At 70.8% G+C, this 24936-nt stretch carries 22 protein-coding genes and 1 tRNA gene; 15 read left to right on the forward strand and 8 right to left on the reverse strand.

Translation table 11 applies throughout. The features are described 5' to 3' along the window. Window position 1: 1 nt before the first annotated feature. Genes AB0B76_RS24155 through AB0B76_RS24170 form a run of 4 tightly spaced genes read right to left on the reverse strand, consistent with a single transcriptional unit; the run spans window position 2 to window position 3384 of the window. Window positions 2-742 (reverse strand): C4-type zinc ribbon domain-containing protein, encoded by a 741-nt coding sequence (locus tag AB0B76_RS24155; RefSeq protein ID WP_360379055.1) that lies wholly within the window; start codon window positions 740-742, stop codon window positions 2-4. Next, the gene (locus AB0B76_RS24160) at window positions 739-1545 is read right to left on the reverse strand and encodes a Nif3-like dinuclear metal center hexameric protein (protein WP_360379057.1); all 807 of its coding nucleotides are present in this window, start codon (window positions 1543-1545) and stop codon (window positions 739-741) included. Before AB0B76_RS24160 ends, AB0B76_RS24155 begins: the two co-directional genes overlap by 4 nt. Window positions 1546-1554: 9 nt before the next feature. Beyond that, window positions 1555-2130 (reverse strand): flavoprotein, encoded by a 576-nt coding sequence (locus AB0B76_RS24165; protein WP_360379059.1) that lies wholly within the window; start codon window positions 2128-2130, stop codon window positions 1555-1557. 21 nt (window positions 2131-2151) lie between these two features. Further along, complete coding sequence (locus tag AB0B76_RS24170) at window positions 2152-3384, reverse strand: helix-turn-helix domain-containing protein (protein ID WP_360379062.1); 1233 nt, start codon at window positions 3382-3384, stop codon at window positions 2152-2154. Between the two features lie 193 nt (window positions 3385-3577). Between AB0B76_RS24170 and AB0B76_RS24175 the strand changes: the two genes are divergently transcribed. Further along, entirely contained in the window at window positions 3578-4219 is a 642-nt protein-coding gene (locus tag AB0B76_RS24175; RefSeq protein ID WP_360379064.1) for a bifunctional DNA primase/polymerase, read from the forward strand. Between the two features lie 373 nt (window positions 4220-4592). Here the strand turns inward: AB0B76_RS24175 and aceE are convergent, their stop codons facing one another. After that, complete coding sequence (gene aceE / locus AB0B76_RS24180; protein WP_360379067.1) at window positions 4593-7349, reverse strand: pyruvate dehydrogenase (acetyl-transferring), homodimeric type; 2757 nt, start codon at window positions 7347-7349, stop codon at window positions 4593-4595. Window positions 7350-7609: 260 nt separating this feature from the next. Here aceE and AB0B76_RS24185 point away from each other — a divergent pair, with 260 nt between their 5' ends. The 5 genes from AB0B76_RS24185 to AB0B76_RS24205 all read left to right on the forward strand — a co-directional run bounded on the left by AB0B76_RS24185 (window position 7610) and on the right by AB0B76_RS24205 (window position 12063). Next, window positions 7610-8044 (forward strand): hypothetical protein, encoded by a 435-nt coding sequence (locus AB0B76_RS24185; protein WP_360379070.1) that lies wholly within the window; start codon window positions 7610-7612, stop codon window positions 8042-8044. A 19-nt stretch (window positions 8045-8063) separates the two neighbouring features. Then, window positions 8064-8468 (forward strand): YjbQ family protein, encoded by a 405-nt coding sequence (locus AB0B76_RS24190; RefSeq protein WP_360379072.1) that lies wholly within the window; start codon window positions 8064-8066, stop codon window positions 8466-8468. Between the two features lie 12 nt (window positions 8469-8480). Next, window positions 8481-8915 (forward strand): NUDIX domain-containing protein, encoded by a 435-nt coding sequence (locus tag AB0B76_RS24195; protein WP_360379075.1) that lies wholly within the window; start codon window positions 8481-8483, stop codon window positions 8913-8915. A gap of 74 nt (window positions 8916-8989) precedes the next feature. Next, window positions 8990-11524 (forward strand): transketolase C-terminal domain-containing protein, encoded by a 2535-nt coding sequence (locus AB0B76_RS24200; RefSeq protein ID WP_360379078.1) that lies wholly within the window; start codon window positions 8990-8992, stop codon window positions 11522-11524. 107 nt (window positions 11525-11631) lie between these two features. Next, window positions 11632-12063 carry a DUF3052 domain-containing protein gene (locus AB0B76_RS24205; RefSeq protein ID WP_360379081.1) on the forward strand — a complete coding sequence of 144 codons (432 nt, stop codon included), beginning with the start codon at window positions 11632-11634 and terminating at the stop codon, window positions 12061-12063. A 69-nt stretch (window positions 12064-12132) separates the two neighbouring features. Here the strand turns inward: AB0B76_RS24205 and AB0B76_RS24210 are convergent, their stop codons facing one another. Next, window positions 12133-14769, reverse strand: coding sequence for an Hsp70 family protein (locus AB0B76_RS24210; RefSeq protein ID WP_360379083.1), 2637 nt, complete (start codon window positions 14767-14769; stop codon window positions 12133-12135). A gap of 46 nt (window positions 14770-14815) precedes the next feature. On the opposite strand from AB0B76_RS24210, the gene AB0B76_RS24215 reads away from it, so the two are divergent. The 7 genes from AB0B76_RS24215 to AB0B76_RS24245 all read left to right on the forward strand — a co-directional run bounded on the left by AB0B76_RS24215 (window position 14816) and on the right by AB0B76_RS24245 (window position 20188). Continuing rightward, complete coding sequence (locus AB0B76_RS24215) at window positions 14816-15274, forward strand: peroxiredoxin (RefSeq protein ID WP_360379085.1); 459 nt, start codon at window positions 14816-14818, stop codon at window positions 15272-15274. A gap of 71 nt (window positions 15275-15345) precedes the next feature. Continuing rightward, window positions 15346-15417, forward strand: a tRNA-Val gene (locus AB0B76_RS24220). A gap of 405 nt (window positions 15418-15822) precedes the next feature. Beyond that, window positions 15823-16377, forward strand: coding sequence for a Uma2 family endonuclease (locus AB0B76_RS24225; protein ID WP_360379087.1), 555 nt, complete (start codon window positions 15823-15825; stop codon window positions 16375-16377). A 386-nt stretch (window positions 16378-16763) separates the two neighbouring features. Beyond that, window positions 16764-17012, forward strand: coding sequence for a hypothetical protein (locus AB0B76_RS24230; protein WP_360379090.1), 249 nt, complete (start codon window positions 16764-16766; stop codon window positions 17010-17012). After that, the gene (locus AB0B76_RS24235) at window positions 16931-17290 is read left to right on the forward strand and encodes a Uma2 family endonuclease (protein ID WP_360379093.1); all 360 of its coding nucleotides are present in this window, start codon (window positions 16931-16933) and stop codon (window positions 17288-17290) included. The genes AB0B76_RS24230 and AB0B76_RS24235 overlap by 82 nt, the downstream gene beginning before the upstream one ends. Before the next feature lie 115 nt (window positions 17291-17405). Beyond that, the gene (locus tag AB0B76_RS24240; protein ID WP_360379096.1) at window positions 17406-18590 is read left to right on the forward strand and encodes a low temperature requirement protein A; all 1185 of its coding nucleotides are present in this window, start codon (window positions 17406-17408) and stop codon (window positions 18588-18590) included. Between the two features lie 221 nt (window positions 18591-18811). Beyond that, window positions 18812-20188: a hypothetical protein gene (locus AB0B76_RS24245; RefSeq protein ID WP_360379098.1), complete on the forward strand. Its 1377-nt coding sequence runs from the start codon at window positions 18812-18814 to the stop codon at window positions 20186-20188. Window positions 20189-20597: 409 nt separating this feature from the next. Here AB0B76_RS24245 and AB0B76_RS24250 read toward each other — a convergent pair whose 3' ends face one another. Beyond that, on the reverse strand, window positions 20598-20741 hold the full coding sequence (locus AB0B76_RS24250) for a hypothetical protein (RefSeq protein WP_360379101.1): 144 nt from the start codon (window positions 20739-20741) through the stop codon (window positions 20598-20600). Window positions 20742-20895: 154 nt separating this feature from the next. On the opposite strand from AB0B76_RS24250, the gene AB0B76_RS24255 reads away from it, so the two are divergent. Together AB0B76_RS24255 and AB0B76_RS24260 are read left to right on the forward strand one after the other, a co-directional pair. Further along, entirely contained in the window at window positions 20896-22272 is a 1377-nt protein-coding gene (locus AB0B76_RS24255; RefSeq protein WP_360379103.1) for a right-handed parallel beta-helix repeat-containing protein, read from the forward strand. Between the two features lie 293 nt (window positions 22273-22565). Beyond that, window positions 22566-23357 carry an alpha/beta fold hydrolase gene (locus AB0B76_RS24260; protein WP_360379105.1) on the forward strand — a complete coding sequence of 264 codons (792 nt, stop codon included), beginning with the start codon at window positions 22566-22568 and terminating at the stop codon, window positions 23355-23357. Window positions 23358-23871: 514 nt separating this feature from the next. Here AB0B76_RS24260 and AB0B76_RS24265 read toward each other — a convergent pair. Continuing rightward, a complete protein-coding gene (locus AB0B76_RS24265) occupies window positions 23872-24591 on the reverse strand; it encodes a hypothetical protein (RefSeq protein WP_360379108.1) in 720 nt (239 codons plus the stop codon). Between the last annotated feature and the right edge of the window lie 345 nt (window positions 24592-24936).

Here is a 24936-nt window from a genome sequence, read left to right on the forward strand (position 1 = left end):
GCTACAGCCCCGACTCGGCGGTGCGCACCAGGATGCGCCGGCACTCCTCGCAGCGCACGACCTCGTCGGGCGGGGAGGCCTTGACCCGGGCCCGGTCGCCGCCGGAGAGCTCGATGCGGCAGCCCTCGCAGCGGCCCTGGCGCAGCATCGCCGCGCCGATCCCGCCGCTGGACTCGCGGATCTTGTCGTAGAGCCCGACGAGGTCGGCGGGCAGGTCGGCGGCGAGCGGGCGGCGGCCGGACCGGCGGAACTCCTCGTCCTTGGCGATCGCGGCGAGGGCTTCGTCGCGGCGCTGCTCGGACGCGGCCCGGGTCGCCCGGGCCGTCTCGAGCCGGCCGACGATCCCGTCGAGGGTGGACTGCGCGGTCTCGCGCTGCTCCATGAGCTCCAGCTCGGCGTCCTCGAGCTCGGACTGGCGCCGGTTGAGCGTGGCGATCTCGTGCTGCAGCGCCTCCAGTTCGCGGGAGGGGCCGGTGCCGGCGTCGAGGCGGGACTGGTCCTTGTCCTTGCGGGCGCGGACCTGCTCGGTGTCCTTCTCCAGCCGATCGATGTCGCGGTCGATGTCGTCGACGGCCACCTGGGCGCGGACCCGCTGATCCTCCAACGTGGACAGCTCGCGGGCCAGCGAGTCGAGCTCGGCGTGCTCGGGCAGGGCCTTGCGCTTGTGCGCGAGCTGGGTCAGCGCGATGTCGATCGCCTGCAGATCGAGCAGGCGGCGCTGGGCTTCCGGATCGGCCTTCACGAGTGGTTATCCTCCAACAGGACCCAGGGTGAGGTGTCCACATCGGACACGATGGTCTGCACGCCGGCCTCCGCGCGCAGGAACGCCGCGACGTCGTCCAGCCAGGGCCGCTCCGACGCCCAGTGCGTGACGTCGACGAGAGCCGGCCCGCCGTTCGCGAGGTGCTCCTGCGCCGGGTGGTGGCGCAGATCCGCGGTCAAGTATGCGTCAACGCCGGCCCGGGTGGCGTCGGCGAGGAACGCATCGCCGGCCCCGCCCGACACCGCGACCGTCTCCACCCGGGCGGCGGGGTCGCCTGCCACGCGTACCGAAGCCGCCGCACCTGGCAGTTTCGCCGCCGCATGCCGGCCGAACTGCGCCAGGGTCATCGGCTCGGGGAGCCGGCCGATGCGCCCGTGGCCGCGCTCGGGGGCCCGGGGATCCGGCCGCAGCGGGTGTACCTCCCGCAGCCCGAGCGTCGCCGCCAGCGCATCGGACACGCCCGGGCGGGCCACGTCGCCGTTGGTGTGGGCGGTGAACAACGCGATCCCGGAGCGGATCATCCGGTGCACGATGCGGCCCTTGTACGTCGTCGGCGCCACGCTGGAGACGCCGCGCAGCAGCAGCGGGTGATGGGTGAAGACGAACTGGGCCCCGGCCCGCGCGGCCTCGTCGACGACGGCGGGGTCGCAGTCGACGGCGAGCAGCACACGGGTCACGGTGGCGTCCGGCTCGCCGAGGACGAACCCGACGCGGTCCCAGTCCTCCGCCCACTCCGGCGGGTACCGCTGCTCCAGCAGTCTGACGAGTTCGGCGACAAGCACGGCGTAACGTTAGTCCACCGGTTCGGTGCCCGTGATGCGCTGGGCCTGCACGGACGGGTGGGCCTCCAGCGCGTCGAGCGGCAGGCGCCACGGGAAGTCGTTGCGCGTCTCGCCGATGCCGGGCTGGTGCAGTTCGAGCACGTCGTCGCCGTAGAGCACGGTGATGCCCCAGGAACGCAGCCGCGCGATCGACTCGCCGAAGGCGGGGTGGGCGGCCATCGCGCGGTTGGTGTACGGCACCGCCACGATCGGCAGCCCCAGCCCGAGGCCCTCGACGATGAGGCCGAGGGCCAGGGTGTCGGCGATGCCGGCGGCCCACTTGTTGACGGTGTTGACGGTCGCGGGCGCGACGATCATCGCCTCGGCGGCGGGCAGGATGTCGGGGTCGCCCGGGTACTTGTACCGGTGCCGCACGGGGTGGCCCGTCTGCTTGACGAGGCCGGGGATGTCGAGCCACTTCAGGGCGTCGGGCGTGGCCACCACGCAGACGTCCCAGCCACGCTCCTGGGCGAGCGCGACCAGATTGCCAACGCCGGCGGTGGCCGGTGAGCCACACACGACGGCGTACAGAACGGGTCGTGACATGCGGGCATTCTGCCCTGCGGCTCAGACTCCGACACTCATGTGCTCGGCAAGTTCCGCCACCGGGGCCGACGGGGCCCCCCGCGTGCGGCGCAGCACGTCGCTGAGCACCTCGCGGGCCAGCGGCCGGCAGCGGATCTCCGACGGGGCGAGCCGGTCGCCCTCCAGCAGCATCTCGCTCGCCATGTCGATGTCGCCGATGAGCGCCTGCGCACGGGCCTGGTCCAGATAGTGGTGGGCCCGGCGCTCGGGCAGCAGGGCGTTGAACCCGTCGGGATCGAGCGACTGGTGTACCTCCACCGCCACCCGGCCCTCGCCGAGCTCGACGGCGGCCGCGGCCCGGTGCAGCGTCACGTTCGTCGGGCCGAAGCACGACCAGTAGTAGTTGGCGTCGCCGTCCATGCGCCGGGCCGCCTCCTCCGCCCCCGAGAGCAGGTCGCGCACGGTCGCGCTGTCGCCGATGCGCGCGGCCGCCATCGCGCCCTGCAGCAGCAGCTGGCCGTAGACCGAGATGCGCTCGGGGGTGTTGTCGTTGCCGGCGGTACCCGGGGCGAGCCGGTTGGCGATGTTGACGTTGATCTCGAGCGCGGGGCGGGCCCGGCCGAGGGAGAGCAGCGCGCAGGCGACCCGCGTGGTGGCGGTGCCGGCCAGCAGCTGATCGCCGGCGCGCTGGGACACGGCGATCGAGCGGTCGGCGGCGAGCCAGGAGAGCTCGTGCTCGCCGAGCTTGCGCAGGGCGCTGGATGCGATCTGGTACACCTGCCCGAGCAGGTGGGCGGCCTCCACGGCCTGGGCGCCGTCGCTGTAGGCGGTGTCGGCGGCCTGGGCCTCGCGCAGCAGGCGGGGCAGGGTGCGGGCCAGCATGCCGTACTTCGCGTGCTGGTACGACAGCCAGGCGTGGGTCACCGCCTTGCGCATCTCCGGCAGCGGCGGGGGCTCCGGCGGCGCGTAGAAGAACGCGCTGATCTGGTCGTAGCGCTCCAGCGCGGCCCGGATCTCCTCGACCTCGATCTGGTCGACGCAGTTGATGCTGTCGGGGCGCCGCTCGGGGTCCCGGCCCAGCAGGATCTGCACGTCCAGCTGCAGGACGTCGGCGATCTCGTACACGACGGAGAACTTGTCCAGGCGGCGCACGCCGCGCTCGACCTTGTCGACCCAGCTCTTGGACTTGCCGAGCCGGTCGGCGAAGACCTGCTGGGACATCTTGCGCCGGTTCCGCCAGTAGGCCACCCGTCGGCCGATGGGCAACTCATCCACGTCGCTCACCTCCGGAGGTCACCCGGCCGGTAGACATCGCACGATTTGTGCGGTTCATCCCGGTCGTTTGCTCATACGTTCCGATGTGCAAGTTGCAGCCCCCGTCGCATTTCCAAACGACGCACAACGCGTCCGGTAACGCGACGTGATCCCGTGCGTACTTTCGAGCAATCTCGCCAGGCAGGAGATGGTCATGCCCTCGTTGCTCACATGGGGTAAGTCCCGGCTCGGCAAGGCCGCGGCCCGCTACGCCGCGCACGGCTGGCCGGTGCGGCCGGGCGCCTACCTGGTGGACCGGCACGCCGGACGTCACCTGCGGCAGCGCCGCTTCGACTGCGGCCGCCCCGGCTGCCCGACCGTCGCGTGCCACCCGGCGCCACGCCCGATGACCGGCGACGCGGCGCAGGCCCGGGCGCTGTGGCGCGAGCACCCGTACACGATCCTGCTGCCGACCGGGTACGCCTTCGACGTGCTCGAGGTGCCCGGCACCCTGGGCCGGGCCGCACTGCTGGGCGACGGCTTCGCGGCCGCCCAGCAGTGCGGCCCGGTGGTGGTGGCGCCCGGGGACCGCTGGATGTTCCTGGTCCTGCCCGGGCACGGGGTACTGCCGGAGCTGGCCGCGCACGCGGGGGTCGTCCTGCACGGGCAGGGTTCCTGGGTGCCGGCGCCGCCGAGCCCGCAGTTCGGGGGCCGGGTGCGGTGGGAGCTGACCCCGGAGGCGCACCACTGGCGGCCCGCCGAGCCCTACGCCATGCAGGCCCTCATGCTTGACGCCATCGGCGCCGGCCCCCTGGCCGCGGCCGGTCACCGCACCACCTGGCGCGCGGTCGCCTAGCCTCGGCGCCCCGGGCGGCGCGCCCCTGAGTAACTGCGTCGAGATCAACAAAGCCGGCTCTCTCACGGAAATGTTCACGTGCAGATTTCATGCCGGTGCCCAAAGTACGGCGCTGTGGCCCCACGGTCGACCCTTGTAAACCCTCCGAGACTACTCAAGGATCGGTAGGGTACCTACTCAAAGTAGAGTATTGATCTACTCCATTGATCATCATCAACCCGTAGAGCCGAGGCGATTCGGTCCGTTACGGGTCTTGACGTGCTACGACCCGCCGGGAACTACGGACACATGGTCCAGTGAATCCGCCCGGCCACCGAGCGTAACGCAGACAAAGCGGCCGGGTCCGCAGACCCGGCCGCCATCGAGCACCGCCTTATGAGTCGCCGCCCGTTTCGCCGACCGGGGCCGCGTTCACGTCGTCGATCGCGTACTTCTTCGCCGCCTCCGCCGGGGCCGTGACCGGGACCTCGCCGCGGCGGGCCAGCTGGCTCAGCGCCGCCACCACGATGGACTCGGCGTCGACGTGGAAGTGGCGGCGCAGGGCGTGGCGCGTGTCCGACAGGCCGAAGCCGTCGGTGCCCAGCGAGGTGTAGTCGTTGGGTACCCAGCGGGCGATCAGGTCCGGTACGGCGCGCATGAAGTCGCTCACCGCGATGACCGGGCCCGTCGTGTCCTGCAGGGCGCGGGTCACGTAGGGCACCTGCGGCTCGTCGCCCGGGTGGAGCAGGTTGTGCTCCTCGGCGCGGACCGCGTCGCGGCGCAGCTCGACCCAGGACGTCGCCGACCACAGGTCCGCCGCCACGCCCCACTCCTCGGCCAGCAGCTTCTGGGCCTTGAGCGCCCACTGCATGCCCGTGCCCGAGGCCAGCAGCTGCACCCGGGGGCCCTCCGGAGCGCCCTCCAGGGACGACGCCGGCTGGTACAGGTACAGGCCGCGCAACAGCCCGTCGACGTCGACGTCCTTGGGCTCGGCCGGCTGGAAGATCGGCTCGTTGTAGACGGTCAGGTAGTAGATGAGGTCCTCGGGGGCCTCGCCGTACATGCGGTTGACCGCGTTCTCGGTGATGTGCGCGATCTCGAACGCGAACGCCGGGTCGTAGGCGACGACGGCCGGGTTGGTCGCGGCGATGAGCAGCGAGTGCCCGTCCTCGTGCTGCAGGCCCTCGCCGTTGAGCGTCGTGCGGCCCGCCGTCGCGCCGAGCAGGAAGCCCCGCGACATCTGGTCGGCCGCGGCCCAGATGCCGTCCGCGGTGCGCTGGAAGCCGAACATCGAGTAGAAGATGTACACCGGGATGATCGGCTCGCCGTGCGTCGCGTAGCTGGTCGCGGCGGCGGTGAACGAGGCGACGGAGCCGGCCTCGTTGATGCCCTCGTGCAGGATCTGGCCCGAGGTCGACTCGCGGTAGGACAGGAACAGCTCCCGGTCGACCGGGGTGTAGTTCTGCCCGTGCGGCGAGTAGATCTTCGCGGTCGGGAACAGCGAGTCCATGCCGAAGGTGCGGGCCTCGTCGGGGATGACGGGCACCCAGCGCTTGCCCATGCCCTTGTCGCGCATGAGGTCCTTGAGCATGCGCACGAAGGCCATCGTGGTGGCGACCTTCTGCTTGCCCGAGCCGCGCTTGATGTCGCCGTAGACCGAGCTCTCCGGCAGCTGCAGCGGGATGTGCTTGGTGCGCCGGTCGGGCACCGAGCCGCCGAGGGCGGCGCGGCGCTCGCGCATGTACTCCATCTCCTCGGACTTCTCGTCCGGGCGGTAGTACGGCACCGCGTACGGGTTCTCGCCGATCGCGCTGTCGGGGATGTCGAGGTACAACCGGTCCCGGAAGTCCTTGACGTCCTGCAGGGTCAGCTTCTTCATCTGGTGGGTGGCGTTGCGGCCCTCGAAGTGCGAGCCCAGCGTCCAGCCCTTGATGGTCTTGGCCAGGATGACCGTCGGCTGCCCGGTGTGCTCGGTGGCCGCCTTGTACGCCGCGTAGAGCTTGCGGTAGTCGTGCCCGCCGCGCTTGAGGTTCCAGATCTCGTCGTCGCTGAGGTGCTCGACCATCTTGCGGGTGCGCGGGTCACGGCCGAAGAAGTGCTCGCGGACGTAGGCGCCGGACTCGGCCTTGTACGTCTGGTAGTCGCCGTCGGGCGTGACGTTCATGAGGTTCACCAGCGCGCCGTCCGTGTCGGCGGCCAGCAGCGGGTCCCACTCGCGGCCCCAGACGACCTTGATCACGTTCCAGCCGGCGCCGCGGAAGAACGCCTCCAGCTCCTGCATCACCTTGCCGTTGCCGCGGACCGGGCCGTCGAGGCGCTGCAGGTTGCAGTTGATCACGAAGGTGAGGTTGTCGAGCTCCTCGCGGGCCGCGACGCCGATGGCGCCGATCGACTCGGGCTCGTCCATCTCGCCGTCGCCGAGGAACGCCCACACGTGCTGGCCGGACGTGTCCTTGAAACCGCGGTTTTGCAGGTACCGGTTGAAGCGCGCCTGGTAGATGGCGTTGATGCCGCCGAGGCCCATCGACACCGTCGGGAACTCCCAGAAGCCCGGCATGAGCCGGGGGTGGGGGTAGCTGGGCAGGCCGCCGCCGAGCCCGCGGTGGGAGAGCTCCTGGCGGAAGCCGTCGAGCTGCTGCTCGCTCAGGCGGCCCTCGAGGAAGGCGCGCGCGTACATGCCCGGCGAGGCGTGACCCTGGAAGAAGACCTGGTCGCCGCCGCCCGGGTGGTCCTTGCCGCGGAAGAAGTGGTTGAAGCCGACCTCGTAGAGGCTCGCGGCGCTCGCGAAGGTGGAGATGTGACCGCCGACACCGACGTCGGGCCGCTGGGCGCGCTGCACCAGCATGGCGGCGTTCCAGCGGATGTACGCCCGGATGCGCCGCTCGATGTGCTCATTGCCGGGGAACCACGGCTCGCGCTCGGGCGCGATGGTGTTGATGTAGTCGGTGGTGGTGAGCGGCGGGACGCCGACCTGCCGTTCGCGGGCGCGCTCCAGCAGGCGCAGCATGACGTACCGGGCACGCTTCGTGCCGCGCTCGTCGATCACGCCGTCCAGCGACTCGACCCACTCGGTGGTCTCCTCGGGGTCGATGTCGGGCAGCTGGCTCGGTAGGCCGTCGCTGATCACCGGGCGCTTGCGTTCGGTGGACACAGGCGTTCCTTCTAGGTTGCTAGCGACCGGAGGGCGCTGCGACCGGTCTGGGTGGCCTCGGGGTGTGGCTCGTATGGTTCATGGCCGTGTGCGAGCCCATGTCCCATCCTGCCTGGCTTCGGTGCGGTCCGTCACGCCTACGGGACGCCAACTGCGACGCTCGCCACGATACCGACGAGTAACTTCTGGGCCGCGTCCCTCTTGACGCAGACGCGACATTGCGAGTATCCCAGGCGCCCGGATCGGCTACCGTGCCGCCCGTGCCCGAGAATTCGTCCTGGTGGCTGCTGCTGCCCTGCGGCATCGTCACCGTGGCCCTGACCACGGCGATCGTGGTCGTGGTGGTGGTCGTGCGCAAGGTCGCCCGCCCCGCCCTGCGCAACCTCACCGACGTGCGGGGCGCAGGGGGGAGCCCGAGCCCCCTGGATTCGAACTGGGTGCCCGGACCGGCGACGACGGACACGTACACCCAGCCGTCGTCGTCCTACTCCGAATCGTCGCACGACCAGTGGCAGAGTCACGGTCACACCGTCCATCACCACGACTCGGGCTCGTCCTGGAGCGACTCCGGGTCGTCGTCCTGGAGCGACTCCGGCTCTTCGTCCTGGAGCGACTCCGGCTCTTCGTCGTCGAGCGACTCCGGGTCCTCGTCCTCGAGCGACTCCGGGTCGTCCTCCTCCAGCAGCTCCGACTGAGGGCTGGGACACTGGGCCGATGCGCACCGAGGTGATCACGGTCCGGACCGGCTCCAGCCCCGTCGTGCGGGACATCACGGAGGAGGCGGCCCGGTTCGTCGCCGGCCAGGGCGACGGCCTGCTGCACGTCTTCGTCCCGCACGCGACCGCCGGCGTGGCCGTCATCGAGACCGGCGCGGGCAGCGACGACGACCTGCTAGGGGCCCTGGACGACCTGCTGCCGACCGACGACCGGTGGCGGCACCGGCACGGCTCCCCCGGCCACGGCCGCGACCACGTGATGCCGGCGTTCGTCGCGCCGTACGCCACGCTGCCGGTCGTCGACGGCCGGATCGCGCTGGGCACCTGGCAGTCCATCTGCCTCGTCGACCCGAACGGCGACAACGCCACACGGCAGGTGCGCCTCAGCTTTGTCCGCGGATGACAGGATGACCCCGTGATCGAGCGCCGAGTCGCCGTCGTGTTCCTCGTCGACCCCAACGGACGCGTGCTCATGCAGCACCGCGACCGGCACGCCAAGGTGTCGCCGAACCAGTGGGCCATGCCCGGCGGCAAGATCGAGGAGGGGGAGTCGCCCGAGGAGGCCGCGCGCCGGGAGGTGCTCGAGGAGACGGGCCTGGACGCGGGGCCCATCCAGGCGTACCTCACCCGCACCCGCCCCTCGGTGACCACGGCCGACGGCGAGGTCGAGATGCACGTCTTCTGCGGCCCGACCGACGCCCGGCAGGACGACGTGGTGCTGGGTGAGGGTCAGGCCATGGTGTTCCTCACACCCGAGGAGGCGCTCGCGCGCGACCTGGGCGTGACCGCGGCGCTACTGCTGCCCGGATTCCTGGCCTCGCCTCAGTACCGCGCGCTGGCCGAGCGGTAGCCGCAGGCTCCTCCGGACGGCCCGAATCTGCGGGTACACCTGCCTCGGGTGGCATCACATGACCGTTTTCGGCCATGCTGTCGAGCGTGACCACCCCTCAGGATCTCGACGAGCGGTTCCGTGCCGAGCTCGCCGGGCTCGTGGCCGGGTCCGCCGCGCGCGACCTCGACGAGCCCGTCCGCGAGGACACCGCGCTGACCGGCGAGCAGGCCCGCGCGCTCTACGACGCCCAGTCGACGAGCCGCCACCTGGACCTGGCCGCGCGCTGGCTGCGCAGCTTCGACGCGGGGTACTACACCATCGGGTCCGCGGGGCACGAGGGGAACGCCGCCGTGGCCGCGGCGCTGCGCCCGACCGACCCGGCGCTGCTGCACTACCGCTCCGGCGGGTTCTACTGCATGCGCGCGGCCCAGGTGGCCGGCAGCGACCCGATCCGCGACGTGCTGCGGGGCGTCGTCGCCTCGGCCAGGGAGCCCATCGCGGGCGGGCGGCACAAGGTGTTCGGCCACGCCGACCTGCACGTGGTGCCGACCACCTCGACGATCGCCTCGCACCTGCCGCGGGCGGTCGGGGTGGCGTACGCGCTGGGCCGCGGCCGGCGCCTCGACCCGCCCGGCGGCGGGCACGGCTGGCCGGCCGACGCGCTCGTCGTGTGCTCGTTCGGCGACGCCTCCATCAACCACGCGGCCGCCACGGCGGCGTTCAACACCGCCGGCTGGTGCGACCACATCGGGCTGAAGCTGCCGCTGCTGTTCGTCTGCGAGGACAACGGGCTGGGCATCAGCGTGCGCACGCCGGACGGCTGGGTGGCCGCGGCGCTGGGCAGCCGGCCGGGGCTGCGGTACTACTCGGCCGACGGCTGTGACACGGCCGAGACCTACGACCGGGCGGCGGAGGCGGCGGCGTGGGTCCGGCGGTACCGCCGCCCGGCCGTGCTGCACCTGAGCATGATCCGGCTGATGGGCCACGCCGGCGCCGACGCGGAGATGGCCTACCGCTCGCCGGTCGAGATCGCCGCCGAGCTGGGCCGCGACCCGCTGGTGCGCACCGCCCGGATGCTGGTCGAGGCGGGCGTGGCCACCCCCGCCGAGCTGATGACCCGCTACGACGAGATCGGCTGGGAGGTGCGCCGCGTCGCCGAGGAGGTGCTCGGCGAGCCGAAGCTGGCCAGCGCGTCCGAGGTGACCGCGCCGCTGGCCCCGCGCCGCCCCGTGCGGGTCTCCCGGGCCGTCGCCGACGCGGCCGCCCACCTCGGCGCCGACGACCGGCTCGAGGAGGCGGACGGGGACGCCGGCCGGGAGCTCGACGACGACCTCGAGTTCACCGCCGACACCTTCTCGTCCGGCACCGCCGCCGACACCTTCTCCTCCGGCACCGCCGCCGACACCTTCTCCTCCGGCACCGCCGCCGACACCGCCGACGACTTCGCCGCCGACAGCGATGACTGGCCCGAGCCGGAGCGGACGCCCACGCCGGCCGCCGCGGTCCGGCCGGTCTCGGGCACGCCGCGCAACAACGGCAGCGGCCACCCGGCGAGCCGCCTGGCCGCGTTCGGCGGGAAGCTGCCGGAGAAGGCCGGCCCGCTCACCCTCGCCCAGACCATCAACTCGACGCTGACCGACGCGATGCTGGCGTACCCGCAGATGGTCGTCTTCGGCGAGGACGTGGCGGCCAAGGGCGGCGTCTACGGGGTCACCAAGGGGCTGCGGGACCGCTTCGGCGCGACCCGGGTCTTCGACACCCTGCTGGACGAGACCAGCATCCTGGGCCTCGGGCTCGGCGCCGGGCTGGCCGGGATGCTGCCGGTGCCCGAGATCCAGTACCTGGCCTACCTGCACAACGCCGAGGACCAGCTGCGCGGTGAGGCGGCCACCATGCAGTTCTTCTCGCAGGGGGCCTTCCACAACCCGATGGTGGTGCGGGTCGCGGGGCTGGCGTACCAGCTCGGCTTCGGCGGGCACTTCCACAACGACAACGCCCTGGCCGTGCTGCGCGACATCCCCGGCCTGGTGGTGGCCGCCCCGGCGCGGGCCGAGGACGCGGCCGCGATGCTGCGCACGTGCCTGGCCAGCGCGGTCGTCGACGGCAGCGTCTGCGTGTTCCTGGAGCCGATCGCGCTCTACCACACCCGCGACCTGCACACCGACGACGACAACTGGTGGTTGTCCGACTACGCCCCGCCCAGCGAGTGGCCGGCCATCCACGTGCCGATCGGGCGGGCCCGGGCGTACAGCAACGGCCCCAACGACGACCTGACCATCATCACCTTCGGCAACGGGGTCCGGCTGTCCCTGCGCGCCGCCGCCCGGCTCACCGCGGAGGGCATCCACTGCCGGGTCGTCGACCTGCGCTGGCTCTCGCCCCTGCCGGTGGGCGACATCATCAAGAACGCCTCCGACACCGGCCGCGTCCTCGTCGTCGACGAGACGCGCCGCTCGGGCGGGGTCGGCGAGGGCGTCATCGCCGCGCTCGTGGACGCCGGGTACGTCGGGGTGGCCCGCCGGGTGGCCGCCGTGGACTCGTTCGTGCCGCTCGGGCCGGCCGCGAACCACGTACTGGTGTCCGAAGAACAGATCGTCCAGGGCGCGCGATCGCTGCTGGCCCGGTAACTTGGACCTTTAGTTTTTCGATCGCATCGGTGCGCCACTTGCGTTGACGGCCCGTACTGTGTGGACTACGCGCTAACAGTGGTTGTTGCGACAGGAGGCAGTGGACAGTGAACGCGACCGCGGGTCAGGCCGAGGTGAAGAGCCTGGCGGACCGGTTCGGGGTTGAACCGGGCATGGTCGTTATGGAGATGGGGTACGACGACGACGTCGACCAGGATCTCCGCGACGTCCTGATCGACCGGTGCGGGGAACTGGTTGACGAGGAAACCGACGAGGTCGTCGACGTGGTGCTGCTGTGGTGGCGCGACGAAGACGGTGACCTGGTCGAGACGCTCATCGACGCCCTCGGCCCGCTGGCGGACAACGGCGTGGTGTGGCTGCTGACGCCGAAGGCCGGCCGCCCCGGGCACGTCGAGCCGAGCGACATCAACGAGTCGGCGCCCACCGCGGGGTTGCAGCAGACCTCCACGGTCAACGCGGGCAAGGACTGGACCGCGGCCCGGCTGGTTGCGCCCCGAGCGGCGCGCTCGCGCCGGTGAGCTTGTGAAGTAGGCCTGCGGGCCGCGCCAGTCTCGTCCGGCGCGGCCATCTCTCGCCGGTGGGTGAAGTCACGCCGTGGGCAGCGGCGTGGCCTTCTTCGAGGCCGGGGTCGACGGGGGCCGGGAGCCCCATCCGGAGCTCGACGTGGACGGCTGCGGGTTCTTTGTCCGGGTCGCGGTCGGCCCGGTGCCCGGCTGCCAGTCCTCCGGCATGAAGGCCCGCACCTGGGTGAACGAGGCGTCGGCAGTGGTGCCCGTCAGGGTGAATGCGCCCAGGTTCACCTTTCCCTGGTGAATCTGGTCGTCGCTGACCGGCCCGAAGTGCACGCCATTGACATAGGCGTCGAGCTGGTCGCCGTCGACCTTGAACGCCATGAACGGCTCGCCCGGGGCGGGCTTGATGGCCCACTCCTTGAGCAGGTCCTTCGGGCCCGGCAGGTCATTGTGCAGCTTGTACAGCCGCACGTAGTTGTCGTCACAGAGGCCCAGCGTGTACCCGTAGTCGCTGGTCCGCAGCCACATGCCCGCACAGCCCGCCCCCAGCTTGACCTTGGCCTCGATGCTGCCGTCGGTCATCGGCACGTCCAGCGGGGCCTTCAGGGTGCACCCGGTAAGCCCCGGGGCCGAGCCCGTCGTGACCCGCAGCCGCCCGCTGCCGGTGTCGCACCGGCCGCCCTCGGACTCCTGCTGCGACTTCCAGAGCGTGTCGACCGCGCCGAAGCCCGGGTCGCGCCAGCCGTTGGGCACCCACTTGGGTTCGTCTTCCCGGTTGTACTGCGGGATCGTCGCGGCGCCGCCGCCGGAGGAGCCCGGGTCCGGGCTGTACGTCGAGTTGCTCGACGCCCGGTCGTCGCCCTTGCCGCGGTTCTGGAACACCACGTAGCCGGCCAGGCCGAGCGCGAGGACCAGGATGCCGATCAGCAGCGGGACGGCCCAGTTGCGGCCCCTGGGCGGGGGCGGCGGGGCCTCCTCGCGCGGCGGCGGGGCGTAGACGGCGGGCTGGGCGGCCGGCGAGACGTACGCCTGCGGGGGCGGGGGCAGCGGCACCGCGCGCGGCGGCGGGCCCGACGGGGTCATGGGGCGCAGGCGCTGCGTCGCCTCGTTGCCGGTGGCGTGGTTGGGGGCCGCGCCCGCATGCTGCTGGAACGCGGCGGGGCTCACGGGGGCGCCGCTGACCGGGTGCTGGTGCTGCGGGACGGTCGGGTAGTTCTGGAAGGTGGCCGGGCTCACCGGGGCGCCGCTCACCGGGGCCGGCTGGAAGGTGGCCGGGCTCACGGGGGCGCCGCTCATGGGTACGCCGCTGACCGGGGGCTGCGCCTGCTGACCCCCCGGTGGAGTGAATTGTCCCGGCTGAGCGAATTGCGTGGGCTGGGCATTCTGGGCGGCCTGGGCATTCTGGGCGGCCTGGGCATTCTGGGCGGCCTGGGCCGCTGGCGCGGCTTGGCTGGCCGGGGCGTTTTGTGCGGCTTGGGCGATAGGGGCGTTTTGTGCGGCTTGGGCGGCCTGCTGGGGCCACATGACGCCCGCTGCTCCGGCGGCGGCCGCGGCGGCGACCGGACCGCCGGTGGGGGCGTTCTGCGGCTGGCCGTTGGGCGGCGCGCCCTGCGGCTGGCCGTTCGCCGGCCCGACCGGGCGGGCCAGGTTGACCCAGGCGCGCAGGCTGCCCTCGGCGACGACGAGCTCGGGCTGCTCGATGACGGTCGGGGCCAGGCCGAGCTCGCGCTGCAGGAGGGTGGCGACGAGCGGCACCCGGCTGGACCCGCCGACCAGGAACAGCCCGGCGAGCTTGTCCTTGTCCATGTTGGCCCAGCGCATGACGGCCCCGGTGGTGCGCACCGTCTGCTCGAGCATGGACCGGGCCTTGTCCTCGAACTGCTCGCGGGTGATCGTGACGTCGGCCGCGGCGATCGGCACGTGCAGCGCCGCGCTGGCCGAGCGCGACAGCATCTCCTTGGCGATGCGCGCGTCGTCCCACAGCATCCGGCGGTGGCGGCGGTCCTCGGTGCTCTGCGGGTGGTCGAGCCGCGCCCACACCTCGGCGTTCTCGATCTGCCCGCGCGCGTGCTCCACGATGAGGGCGTCGAGGTCGAGCCCGCCGAGGTCGTCGATCCCGTCGACGGCCCGGACGTCGAACCCCTCCCCCGAACGGCTCACGAGGCTGGCGTCGAACGTGCCACCGCCGAAGTCGTACACGAGGAGGCCCTGGTCACCCGAAAGAGGCTTCTGCAGTACACCCGCGAAATAATGCGCGGCGGCGACCGGCTCGGGCATCAGCGCCGGCTGGGGCAGCCCGGCGAGCTTCGCGCCTTCGACGAGCGCAAGCCGCCGCGACACGCCCCACGCGGCCGGGTGCGTCAGGGTGAGCTCGGCGACAGGGCCGCCGGCGACCCGCACGGCCTCGGAGTTGACGTGCCCGAGCACCGCCCCGATCAGCGTGGGCACGGTCAGCTCGCGGTCGCCGAGCAGCACCGTGCCGTCGTCGATGCGCCGCTTGGGGCTACCCTCGAAGCGGCTCGGGTCCACCCGCGCGGCGTGCACCGCGTCGCGCCCGACCAGCACCGCGCCGTCGGTCTGGGCGTAGACCGCGGACGGCAGCAGCGGCGAGCCGTCGAACAGCAACGGGCGCACCCTCCCGTCCGGCCACGCCAGGAGCGCGACGGTGTGGGAGGTCCCGAAGTCGATGCCGAGCCGCGGCCCTGCTGCCATGCGGGCGAGTGTAGGCCCCCGGTACGACAGCTGGCATATTCGAGGTATGACAGTGGATGTCGGAGATCCGGCACCGGACTTCGTCCTGCGCGACCAGAACAACCAGGAGGTCAGACTGACCTCGTTCCGTACCCTCCGGTCGGTGCTCCTGGTGTTCTACCCGCTCGCGTTCACCGGTACGTGCCAGGGCGAGCTGGCGGCCCTGCAGTCCGGCCTGGACGCCTTCCAGAACGAACAGGTCCAGGTCCTGACCGTGAGCGTCGACTCCCCGTACGCGCACAAGGTCTGGGCCGACCGCGAGGGCTACACCTTCCCGATGCTCGCGGACTTCTGGCCCCACGGCGCGGTCGCCGACGCCTACGGCGTCCTGAACCACGCCAAGGGCTACGCCGACCGCGGCACGTTCCTGGTGGACCCGGACGGCGTAATCGCCTTCACCGAGCACATTTCAGCGGGCCACGCGCGCGACGTTTCGGTCTGGCGAGCGGCGATCAAGGCCCTCTAGCTGCCCGGCTGGGGCGGGAGGACGCCTTTGGGTACCATCTGGGTACCCGTCCTCGGATTCCCGAGGCCCCGGGGCGCGTAGCTCAGCGGAAGAGCACCCGCCTTACAAGCGGGGGGTCGTTGGTTCGAACCCAACCGTGCCCACTGGCTATATCTCTGCGCCTTCGGCGCGGCGGGGGGTTCCCACCCCGCACCCCCCCCATGGCTGCTCCGCAGCCACTGACCGGCGCTGCCGCGCGTCAGCTCACCGACTCCCCCAAATCGCATGAGCACCTCGGCCGGAAGCCCGACGCAGTCCGCTCCTCAGGAGCTGTCGACCCCCGCCGCCGCACCGCGCTTCTGCCAGCAGTCTACGAGCCGGGTACGACCGTTTTCGGCGCCGGCTGGTCCGTGCGCCGACTCCCCCGGATCATCATCAGCGCCCGAATTCAGGGCCGGACCCGTCAGTCGCCTCGCGACTCAAACGGCCCGCAACCACTCCTTTCGTGCTGCCGACGCGGGCCCCGACCGCCGCCCCACAGGTCCTGCTTCCGCCGATAGGATGGCTTCATGAGCGCAGGTAGCGTCGGCCGGCACATGCCGCCCGTCATCACGCTCGATGATCTTGCCGCGATGATCGCCGAGGACCCCCATGGGCATCGGTACGAGATCAGCCCCGAGGGAGCGCTGTCGGTCGTGCCGCCGCCCGACTCTGAACATGCCGCAATCGCCAGCCGCCTCCTGGTCTGGCTGGCAATGGCTGGATGGCCCGCCGAGCAGATCCTGCAGGTAGCCGGTATCCGGATCACCGGTCCGAACGGCGAGGGTGCCCGCATACCAGACCTGACGCTCTGGTCGAAGCCGCAACCGCGCGGCGTCTGGCTCGCACTCACCGATCTCCTACTGGTCATCGAGATCGTGTCGCCGGGATCTGAGGCCATCGATGAGATGGTCAAACGGCATGAATACGCGGCCGCCGGCATTCCTCGCTACTGGCTCGTCGACCGGGACCCCGCCCTGACCGTCACACTGCACCACCTCGGCCGATCCGGCGAGTACGAGGTGGCTACCAAGATCCCGCTGGCGTGGCTGTTGAACACCACACCGGCCGACCATCTGGGCTGACGTCTCGCCCTTACGGCAACGCTTACGACAACCGCCACGGACCTACACGGTCGGGTACAGCTTGCGCTGGATGGTTGCTGCACGCCCGAGACGTCTGCGGACAGCGCTGGACGGAACGGGCAGAACTTACAAGCGGGGGGTCGTTGGTTCGAACCCAACCGTGCCCACTGGCTATATCTCTGCGCCTTCGGCGCGGCGGGGGGTTCCCACCCCGCACCCCCCATGGCCGCTGCCGCGTCCACTGACCTGGCTCGCGCCGGTCAGCTCACCGGCTCCCACTGATGTCTTTGAGTGCTCCGACCCGAGGCCGGACGGGTCGTCGTCCCGCAGGCCGCGCTTCCGCCGATAGGGTGGCTGCTATGAGCGCAGGTAGCGCCGGTCGGCGCATGCCGCCGGTCATCACGCTCGATGATCTTGCCGCCATGATTGCCGAGGATCCGCACGGGCATCGGTATGAAGTCAGCCCCGAGGGAGCACTGTCGGTCGTGCCTCCGCCCGACTCCGAACGTGCCGCAATCGCCAGCCGCCTCCTGGTCTGGCTCGCCGTGGCGGGGTGGCCCGCCGAGCAGGTCCTGCAGGCGGCCGGCATCCGCATCGCCGGCCGAACGGCGAAGGTGCCCGTATACCCGACCTGACGCTCTGGTCCAAGCCGCAACCGCGCAGCGTCTGGCTTGCCCTCACGGATCTCCTCCTCGTCATCGAGATCGTGTCGCCGGGATTCGAGGCCATTGACGAGATGGTGAAACGTCACGAATACGCGGCCGCCGGCATTCCCCGATACTGGCTGGTCGACCAGGACGCCGCTCTGACCGTCACGCTGCATCACCTCGGGCGATCCGGCGAATACGAGGTGGCCACCAAGATGCCTCTCGCCTGGCTGCTGAACACCGCACCGGCCGACCATCTGGGCTGAGGGTCGGCGCCCCTCTTTACGGCAACGGTTACGACAACCGCCGGTCAACCCCGGCCACAGCTGGACGCCGCTCCCGCACCAAAGCACGGCTACGTACCGCGCCGGCCCGATCTTCGTGTTCGCGGTCAGTCAGGTCGCGCACGAGATGGTGGTCGAGCCGCACTGGAGTGGCGTCGTCGCTGCCTTCGGGCTCTTCGCGACGCTGTGGTGGACCTGGATCGGGTTCGCCGTGCTGTACAACCGGCGGGGCGACGATCGACTGGCCTCACATCGCCCGACCGTGCTGATCGGGTCCGTGCCGTGCGCGGTCGCCGCCACCCAGGCACACCACGCGTTCGAGGGCCATGTCGCCGGCTTCGCGTTGGCGTTGGCCGGCGCGCGGCTGGTGCTCGCGGTCGGCTACATGCTGTCCGCGGACGCCGGCGGCGGTGACGCGCGCATCGACCGGCGCGTCGGCTGGGGGTACCTCGTCGCCGCAGCGCTGTTCGCCCTGTCGATCTCCGTGCCCGAGCCCTGGCACTACGTCCTGTGGGCGGTCACGCTCACGCAGGAGGGCGCGTTCGCGCTGCTGACGCGCCACCGCGCACCGATGCGGCCGCGGCTCGGCGAACGGCGGCGCCGTGGAAGCCGGCCTAGCCGCGAAGAGCTGGCACGGAATCTGCTCAACCCGCCCGAGCAGGGGAGCCACGCGGTCGATGCCGGCCACCTCGCCGAGCGCTTCGGTCTGTTCATGATCATCCTGCTCGGTGAGATCGTCATCTCGGTCGGCGCCGCCGCGCTCGACCACCCGGACCAGGACGCGGGGTACTGGCTCAGCCTCGTCGGCGGCCTCATCCCCGCGGGGGCGCTGTGGTGGACCTACTTCAACTCGGCCGCTGACATCAACGAGGCATTGCTGCGCATATCGGGCGGCAATCCGTCGCTGGCGTACTCCCTCTACGCCGGCGGCCACCTCATGCCCGCGTTCTCGCTCCTCGTCATCGCCGCCGGGGTGAACCTCTCCCTGCATGAGCGCCCGCCGGGCGCCGCGTTGTGGCTGGTGTGCGGTGGCCTGACCGCCTACCTCGCGAGCACGAGGGCGTTCTCGGGCCTGCCGCCCCGCTGGTACGCCAGCCTGCTGCTGATCGTGATCCTCGGCGCGACAGCCAACCTCGCACAGCTCGACCGCGTGTTCATCGCCCCGGCCGTGGTCCTGGTGGCGGGCGGCTGGGCGATCGGCGCGGCGGCGCTGGTGAGCGCATTCCGGCGCGATGTCCTTAAGCGCCTCGCCGCCAACCCCCTCGGCTTCCTCACCCGATGACGCTCCCGGCGGCGGTCAGACCAGGAGACGTCGAGGGCCGAGACGGGCTCTGACCATCCTGAAGTACCCCGCCACCGGCCCGGTCCGCCATCGCCCGTACTTGCGTCACGGTTCGTTCGAGGCCGGCGGCCCGCTCCCGGAGGACGGGTCGACGGCAGACGGAGGGCGATCAACGCACGTTTGCGTCGTGCGCGCGAACGTGGTCGAGGCACACTGTGCACATGCCTCACGAGGCCCGGAAGGCGGCTTACGAGCATCTGCGCGCAGCGCACTTGAATGCGGTGCGGGCCTCGCTCGAGGACCACGTGGCACGGCTCGAGTGGCCGCGCCAGCGCATCGAGCGCTACCGGACCGAACGACTGCGGTCGTTGCTCGCGTATGCTCGCGAGCGCTCGCCGTTCCACGCGGCCCGGATGGCCGACATCGACCCGGCCACAGCGACCGTCGAAGACCTCGCACGGCTGCCGCCCATGGTCAAGCAGGAGGCCCAGGACGAGTGGGACGCGATCGTCACCACGCCTGACATCAACCGCGCCGGCGCCGAACAGGTGTTGGCTCAGCAGCGCTGGTTCTCCTACTCGCCCGCGGGACACCAGGTGTTCAGCTCAGGCGGCTCGAGCGGCGTGCGTGGCGTGTACGTATGGGATTGGGAGCAGTTCGTAAGTCTCGCCTGTCTCGCCTGGCGGTGGCAGGCGCGTGCCGAGCGTGCCTCCGGGTCCGGTATCCGCCTGGCGCGATTGGCCGTACTGGAGGCCGGTGAGCCGCCACACGCCAGCACGCCGTTGTTCGACATCGCGACCGGGCCGTTGATGGAGACCATCGTGATCCCGGCGGCGGCGCCGTTCGACCAGACGCTGCGGGCGGTATCGGACGCGCAGCCGACCCATCTCGTGGGCTATGCCTCGGTGATCGGACGCCTCGCCCGTGCCGCGATCGCGGGTCAGCTCGATGTCCGGCCAGTTCGTGTGAGCACGAACTCCGAGCCGCTCAGCGAGGAGGACCGCGACGCGATCGACGCCGCCTGGGGCGCACCCGTCCACAACCTTTGGGGCTCGACCGAAATCGGCGTCCAGGCAGTCGGCTGCGGTCTCGGCGATGGCCTTCACATCTGCGAGGACGAGGTGATCGTCGAGCGGGTTGATTCGGCCGGGCGCCCGGTCGGCCCCGATGAGCCGGCCGCGCGCACGCTCGCGACCGGGCTTGCGGGCCGCACGTTTCCGTTCATCCGCTATGACCTCGGCGACGAGGTGAAGCTGCTGCCCGAAGGCTGTGCATGCGGCAGCGCGATGCTGCGCGTCGCCGACATTGCCGGACGACACGACGACGACTTCCGCTACGGCGAGCGAGTGGTCCCGGCAAGCGCGTTCCGGCACGTGCTGGGCACCGATCCGCTGATCTCGGAGTACCAGGTGCGTCAGACTGCGGGCGGAGCGGACGTGCTGGTGGTCGGGTCACCCGATGTCTCCGCAGTGGCCGCGGCGCTGGTCTCCTCGCTGTCGCCATATGGCCTCTCGCAATCCAAGATCAGCATCAGCACGGTCGAGCAGATTCCGCGTCATGCCTCGACAGGCAAGCTCAAGCGGTTCGTCGCGCTGTGACGAGAGTTGGGCGACGCCGCAGGCCCATTCCGGTTCGACACGGATGCACTGATCTTCAGCCATGACGCAGCGGCGCCGGAGGCGCACCTACACGCGGAACTCGCCGACCGGAAGGTCAACAAGGTGAACCAGCAACGAGAGTGCTTCTACGCCACGCCGGCACGCAACTTCGGCGGCCCGCCGGGGTCGACCGCCGCCCGCCGGTCCGGATGAGTTGGTAGGCCAGCGACCGGCTGATGCCGAGTTCTCTGGCGGATTCCTACGCGTTCCTCTACGCGCAGCAACCTGTTCTCGTCGTGGCTCGGCGGTGCTCGTACGCTCCTCCTCTCTGGTCGTAGGTGCGGGGTGTCCGCGCGCACGTCCGTCCGTCGTCCGTCCGCGCAGACGTTCAGTCGTCCGGGGCGGCTCGTCAGCGGCCACGAACCACCTGTGCGGCCTGGCCGTCGTTGACGTATTGCTGCAACCGGTCGGAGATCCATGTGCGCCTCATTCCGGTGAAGTGCATGAGTTCGGGGACGCTGAGTCCGTCCACCAGCGCGTCGCGGAGCGCCACGCGGAGGGTGACCTCGGGGTCACTGGCGATCTCGCCCTCGATGACGTCGTCCGGGGCATCGTCGGCCCCAACGGATGCGATAGATGTGGTTCACTCTTGGCGGCCTTGTAGATCCTCTTTGGGATGGTGGTTCGCGATGGTGTCGCGTCGGCGCATGCTGTTGCTCAGCGCTCCAGTCCTCGGGGCTTCCGGCGTTGCCGCTGCGCTCGCCCGGCCCGGAATCGCTGCGGCCAACCCGCCGGCGCCCGGGTTCGTGAGCGCGGCCGACCTTGGCATCGCCCCGACGAACAGCGCCGCGTCCAATCGGGCCAATCTCGTGGCGGCACTGTCGAACTCGGCGGTGTGCGTGGCTTTTCCGCCCGGGGACTACCAGCTCGACAACAGCGCCTCGGGCGTACAGGTGAATGGCTACGGCGGCGAGTTCGTGATGCTGCCCGGTGCGCGCCTGGTCTTCACCGACAACACCCAGAGCGGGCTGGTCTTCGAGGGCGGCACCGGCGCGCGGCTCTCCGGGCTGACATCGACCTTCGCGACCATGCCGACCGTCCGCAACAGCCCGCAAGAGTGCATCCTCTTCCGGTCCACCACCGATAGCTACCTGGAAGACGTTCGCATCGACGGCTCGGCTGCCGCCGGCCTACTGTTCTGGCGGTGTGTACGGCCGATGGTGGTCGACGCCGTTATCAGCAACACGATGGCGGACGGTCTGCACTTCGCCAACTGTCAGGACGGGCGTGCCGATCACATCACGACCATCGACACCGGCGACGATGGGGTGTCGTTCGTCAACTACGACAGTGGTCCGGACAACACGGGCGGGCTGGTCACCAACGTCAGCGTGACCAGGTCGAAGTCGCGGGGCGTCAACGTCGGCGGCCAGAGCGGTGTCACGATCCGGGACGTGGTCGTGAACACCACGGTCGGGCATGGGATGTACTGCGCGTACGACCCGGCGTGGAACACTCGGACGCCGTCCGATGTCCGGTTCGAACGTGCCCGGGTGGTGCAGGGCGGCGCCTGGACAGCCGCACCGGGCGGTGGAACCAACTCCGGCATCAGGGTGAGCAGCGCCGAGAACGTCACCGTGGCCGAAGCCACCGTCGACGCCCCGGGCACCAACGGCATCTATGCCTCCGGCAGCACCGTGACCATCTCCGGCGCAACGGTCAAGAACGCGCCGGGAAGCGGCTGCAACCTTCAGGGCGGCGCGCACCAGGTGGACCGGCTCTCGGTCGACCACGCCAACGGAATCGGCTTCACGGTCAGCAACGCCGACCGGGTCGAGTACGGAACGGTCACCGTGCGGAACGCTGCCATCACGCACGCGACGCACCGGGCGGTCAACATCGAGAACAACACGTACGTATTCGGCGGCCGGCTGTGGATCTACGACACACAATCGACCGCGACGGGTTACGTGGTGGGCGCATACGGCAGCCAGCGGGGCAGCCTCGGCGCCGTCGGCGATCTCATCGGCAGCCGGAGCGTAACCATCGACAACCCGTCCGGCCTCGCCTACACGACCTTCTGACATGACCAGCGAGCTACGTGAGCGTCTGGACGAGGCGCCCAAGGCCGGGCAACTGAGCGACCTGCGCGCCGCCCAGTAGTGGTCCGCCAAGGCACAACGATTGGAGTACTACGGCGCGGGTGCAGACTTCACCTGGTTCACCCCGCTCGGCATCGTCGGCCGAGTCGGGCACCTCGTCGATCGAGAGGCTCCACGGAGGACAAACGTCCTTGGTCGATTGTCGAACCTTGTGCCGGTAGCGCTTTCCGCAGATCCGTATGCAACTGCGGCGGCCCGACGGAGGTCAGAAGGGTATGCGGATCGTTCTGCTCGCCGCCTGCGGCCTCGTGCTCACCGGCTGCGCCGGAAGCGCGTCCACGAACACCCCCGCCGCCGCACCGAAGGGCGCGTCGGTCGTGGCGGCGCCCAGCCCGACGAACGGCTGGTGCGCCGATCCTGAGCTCAACGACAAGCAGGTGACCTTCGCAAGCCAGGGCGGATACCTCGCCGCGTACCTGCTCGGCGATGCCCGCGCCAAGATCGCCCTGGTCCTCGCGCCGCAGTCCGGCGCCGACGCGTGCTCATGGCTCGGGTGGGCGAAGCAGCAGGCGGCCGCCGGCTACCGAGTGCTCGCGTTCGACTTCAACGGCGAAGGCCGCTCGGTCCGCGGCATCACCGGCACGTTCACGCCCTCCGGCGACGTCGCGGCGGCCGCCGCCTACACGCGGGAACAGGGTGCTGTCAGCGTGGTCCTGATCGGCGCGTCGCGCGGCGGCACCGCGGTGCTGGTCGCTGCCGCCCGCCTCACCCCGCCGGCCGCCGGGGTGGTTAGCGTGTCGGGTGTTGCCGAGTACATGCACGAGAACGCCGTGCAGGCCGTGACGCGGCTGACGGTGCCCGTGCTGTATCTGGTGGCGAAGGACGACAGCCCGGCCGCCGATGACGCGCAGGCGATGTACGACGCGACCTCTGGTGAGCGCCGGACGCTGAGCATAGTTCCGGGGCGGGGGCACGGCCGGGCGCTCGTGACGGTCGGCGCCGACGGCTCCGCCGAGGCGTCCGCGGCCATCGCGGCCTTCCTGACCGCCAACGCCAAGCCCGCCTGACACCGCCGACGAGACCGAGGCGTTGGCCCGGGCAAACGTGCCGGCACAGCTTTACGACAACGCTTACGGCAACCGCCGCGAACCGCGGAGGACGGCGCGATCCGACCATGGCCATGCTCCGCACGTCACGGACAACCGTGCACTTCAGCGCACGGAACGGGCAGAACTTACAAGCGGTGGGTCGTTGGTTCGAACCCAACCGTGCCCACAGTATTTCTCCGCCTTCGGCGGGGCGGGGGGTCTCACCCCACACCCCCCATGGCCGCTTTGCGGCCACTGACCTGGCGCTTCGCGCGGTCAGCTCACCAATGCGCCCGGCCGCGGATGAGTGCCCGGTGCGGAGGCTGGGCGGACCACCAGCTCGACGTCCGCGCGCGCCCGCGTCACGCTCGCCGCCCTCACCCCAGCCGCCGCCTCGCCTCGCCTCTGCCAAGTCTACGAGCCGGGTACGACACTTTCGGCGACCAACGCCGTAAGCCCGACCCCACCAGCGCCGGGCAGGACTTCCTCGGCATCACGGCGGCCATTCCTTCGAGGTTCGACGTGATCGGCCCGCGGCCGAAGCCGGAAAGTACAGCGTCAAGGTGATGCCGGAACCGCCGGGCCGACGGGGCGATATCCGAACGTGAAAGACGCGGCCGCCGCCATCACGGACCATCAGCAACCAACGACCGTCTTCGCCGAGGATGGCCGAATACCGCAGCGACTCCGGATCGGGTGGATCGACTCGCACCTCCCGGCAGCGGCCGTCGATCGCCGCACAGGCGATCGAGAAGGCGTCTTCCTCCGCCAGGAACTCCGTCTCGACCGCCTCCCCCTCAACGCCGGAGATGCCGTTCATCTCGTCCGGCTTCCGAATCTGACGCAAACCGCGGGACACGGCCGCCTTCAGGGCATCGTATGCACCATTGCCAACCACTCCGCCGGCCATGGTCAGCGCTATCCAACCGACAGTTTCCGGGAGCTGCCGGTACAACGCCGCCTGACTTCCGGAACCATGAAGTCTGGTGAACGACCTGTAATCCGGGGTCTGACCAAGTGAACTCCGGCCCAATCTTCGAGCGGCATGGGTATTGCCACCGTCAGCAAGCTGCCGCAGTTCGTCCAGGCGACCCTCGGTAGCAAACAAGTCGGCGAGACGTCTCCCCGCATTCTCATTTCCCGCACTGGCGAGCGCCTTCAGGAGCTCGACGACCTCGGCGACGGCACCCTGCTTCGTCAGCAGATTGATCAAGCGCCAATTGGTCTCCACATCGCCGCCGGCGGTCTGCCCCGGATTGATCCTGCACGCCACCGCCGCCCCCGGACGAAGCCGGACGGGAGGGGCAGAACTTACAAGCGGGGGGCACGCAGTATCTCTGCGCCTTCGCTGGACGGACCACCACCTTGCCGTCCGCACGGGGTCGCGCCTGGTCCGCCGCTGCCCGCTCCCCCGCCGCGTCCGACCAGGTCAGACTACTGGCGGGGTACGACCCTTCCAGCCCGCGGGAGCGTCCCTGCCGTGTGCGAGACGGGCGTCCTGGGCCGCGGCCCCGGACGGCGTCGTCGGGCGACCGGCCACCGCACGAGCCCCCCCAAG

This window comes from Dactylosporangium sp. NPDC049140, from assembly GCF_040648435.1.

What these genes read in the sequence shown, in the direction of transcription:
- AB0B76_RS24165 (WP_360379059.1), bottom strand. Translation starts at nt 2,130, where the DNA reads ATGTCACGACCCGTTCTGTACGCCGTCGTGTGTGGCTCACCGGCCACC.
- AB0B76_RS24175 (WP_360379064.1), top strand. Translation starts at nt 3,578, where the DNA reads ATGCCCTCGTTGCTCACATGGGGTAAGTCCCGGCTCGGCAAGGCCGCG.
- AB0B76_RS24190 (WP_360379072.1), top strand. Translation starts at nt 8,064, where the DNA reads ATGCGCACCGAGGTGATCACGGTCCGGACCGGCTCCAGCCCCGTCGTG.
- AB0B76_RS24200 (WP_360379078.1), top strand. Translation starts at nt 8,990, where the DNA reads ATGCTGTCGAGCGTGACCACCCCTCAGGATCTCGACGAGCGGTTCCGT.
- AB0B76_RS24210 (WP_360379083.1), bottom strand. Translation starts at nt 14,769, where the DNA reads ATGGCAGCAGGGCCGCGGCTCGGCATCGACTTCGGGACCTCCCACACC.
- AB0B76_RS24215 (WP_360379085.1), top strand. Translation starts at nt 14,816, where the DNA reads ATGACAGTGGATGTCGGAGATCCGGCACCGGACTTCGTCCTGCGCGAC.
- AB0B76_RS24225 (WP_360379087.1), top strand. Translation starts at nt 15,823, where the DNA reads ATGAGCGCAGGTAGCGTCGGCCGGCACATGCCGCCCGTCATCACGCTC.
- AB0B76_RS24230 (WP_360379090.1), top strand. Translation starts at nt 16,764, where the DNA reads ATGCCGCCGGTCATCACGCTCGATGATCTTGCCGCCATGATTGCCGAG.
- AB0B76_RS24245 (WP_360379098.1), top strand. Translation starts at nt 18,812, where the DNA reads ATGCCTCACGAGGCCCGGAAGGCGGCTTACGAGCATCTGCGCGCAGCG.
- AB0B76_RS24255 (WP_360379103.1), top strand. Translation starts at nt 20,896, where the DNA reads ATGCTGTTGCTCAGCGCTCCAGTCCTCGGGGCTTCCGGCGTTGCCGCT.
- AB0B76_RS24260 (WP_360379105.1), top strand. Translation starts at nt 22,566, where the DNA reads ATGCGGATCGTTCTGCTCGCCGCCTGCGGCCTCGTGCTCACCGGCTGC.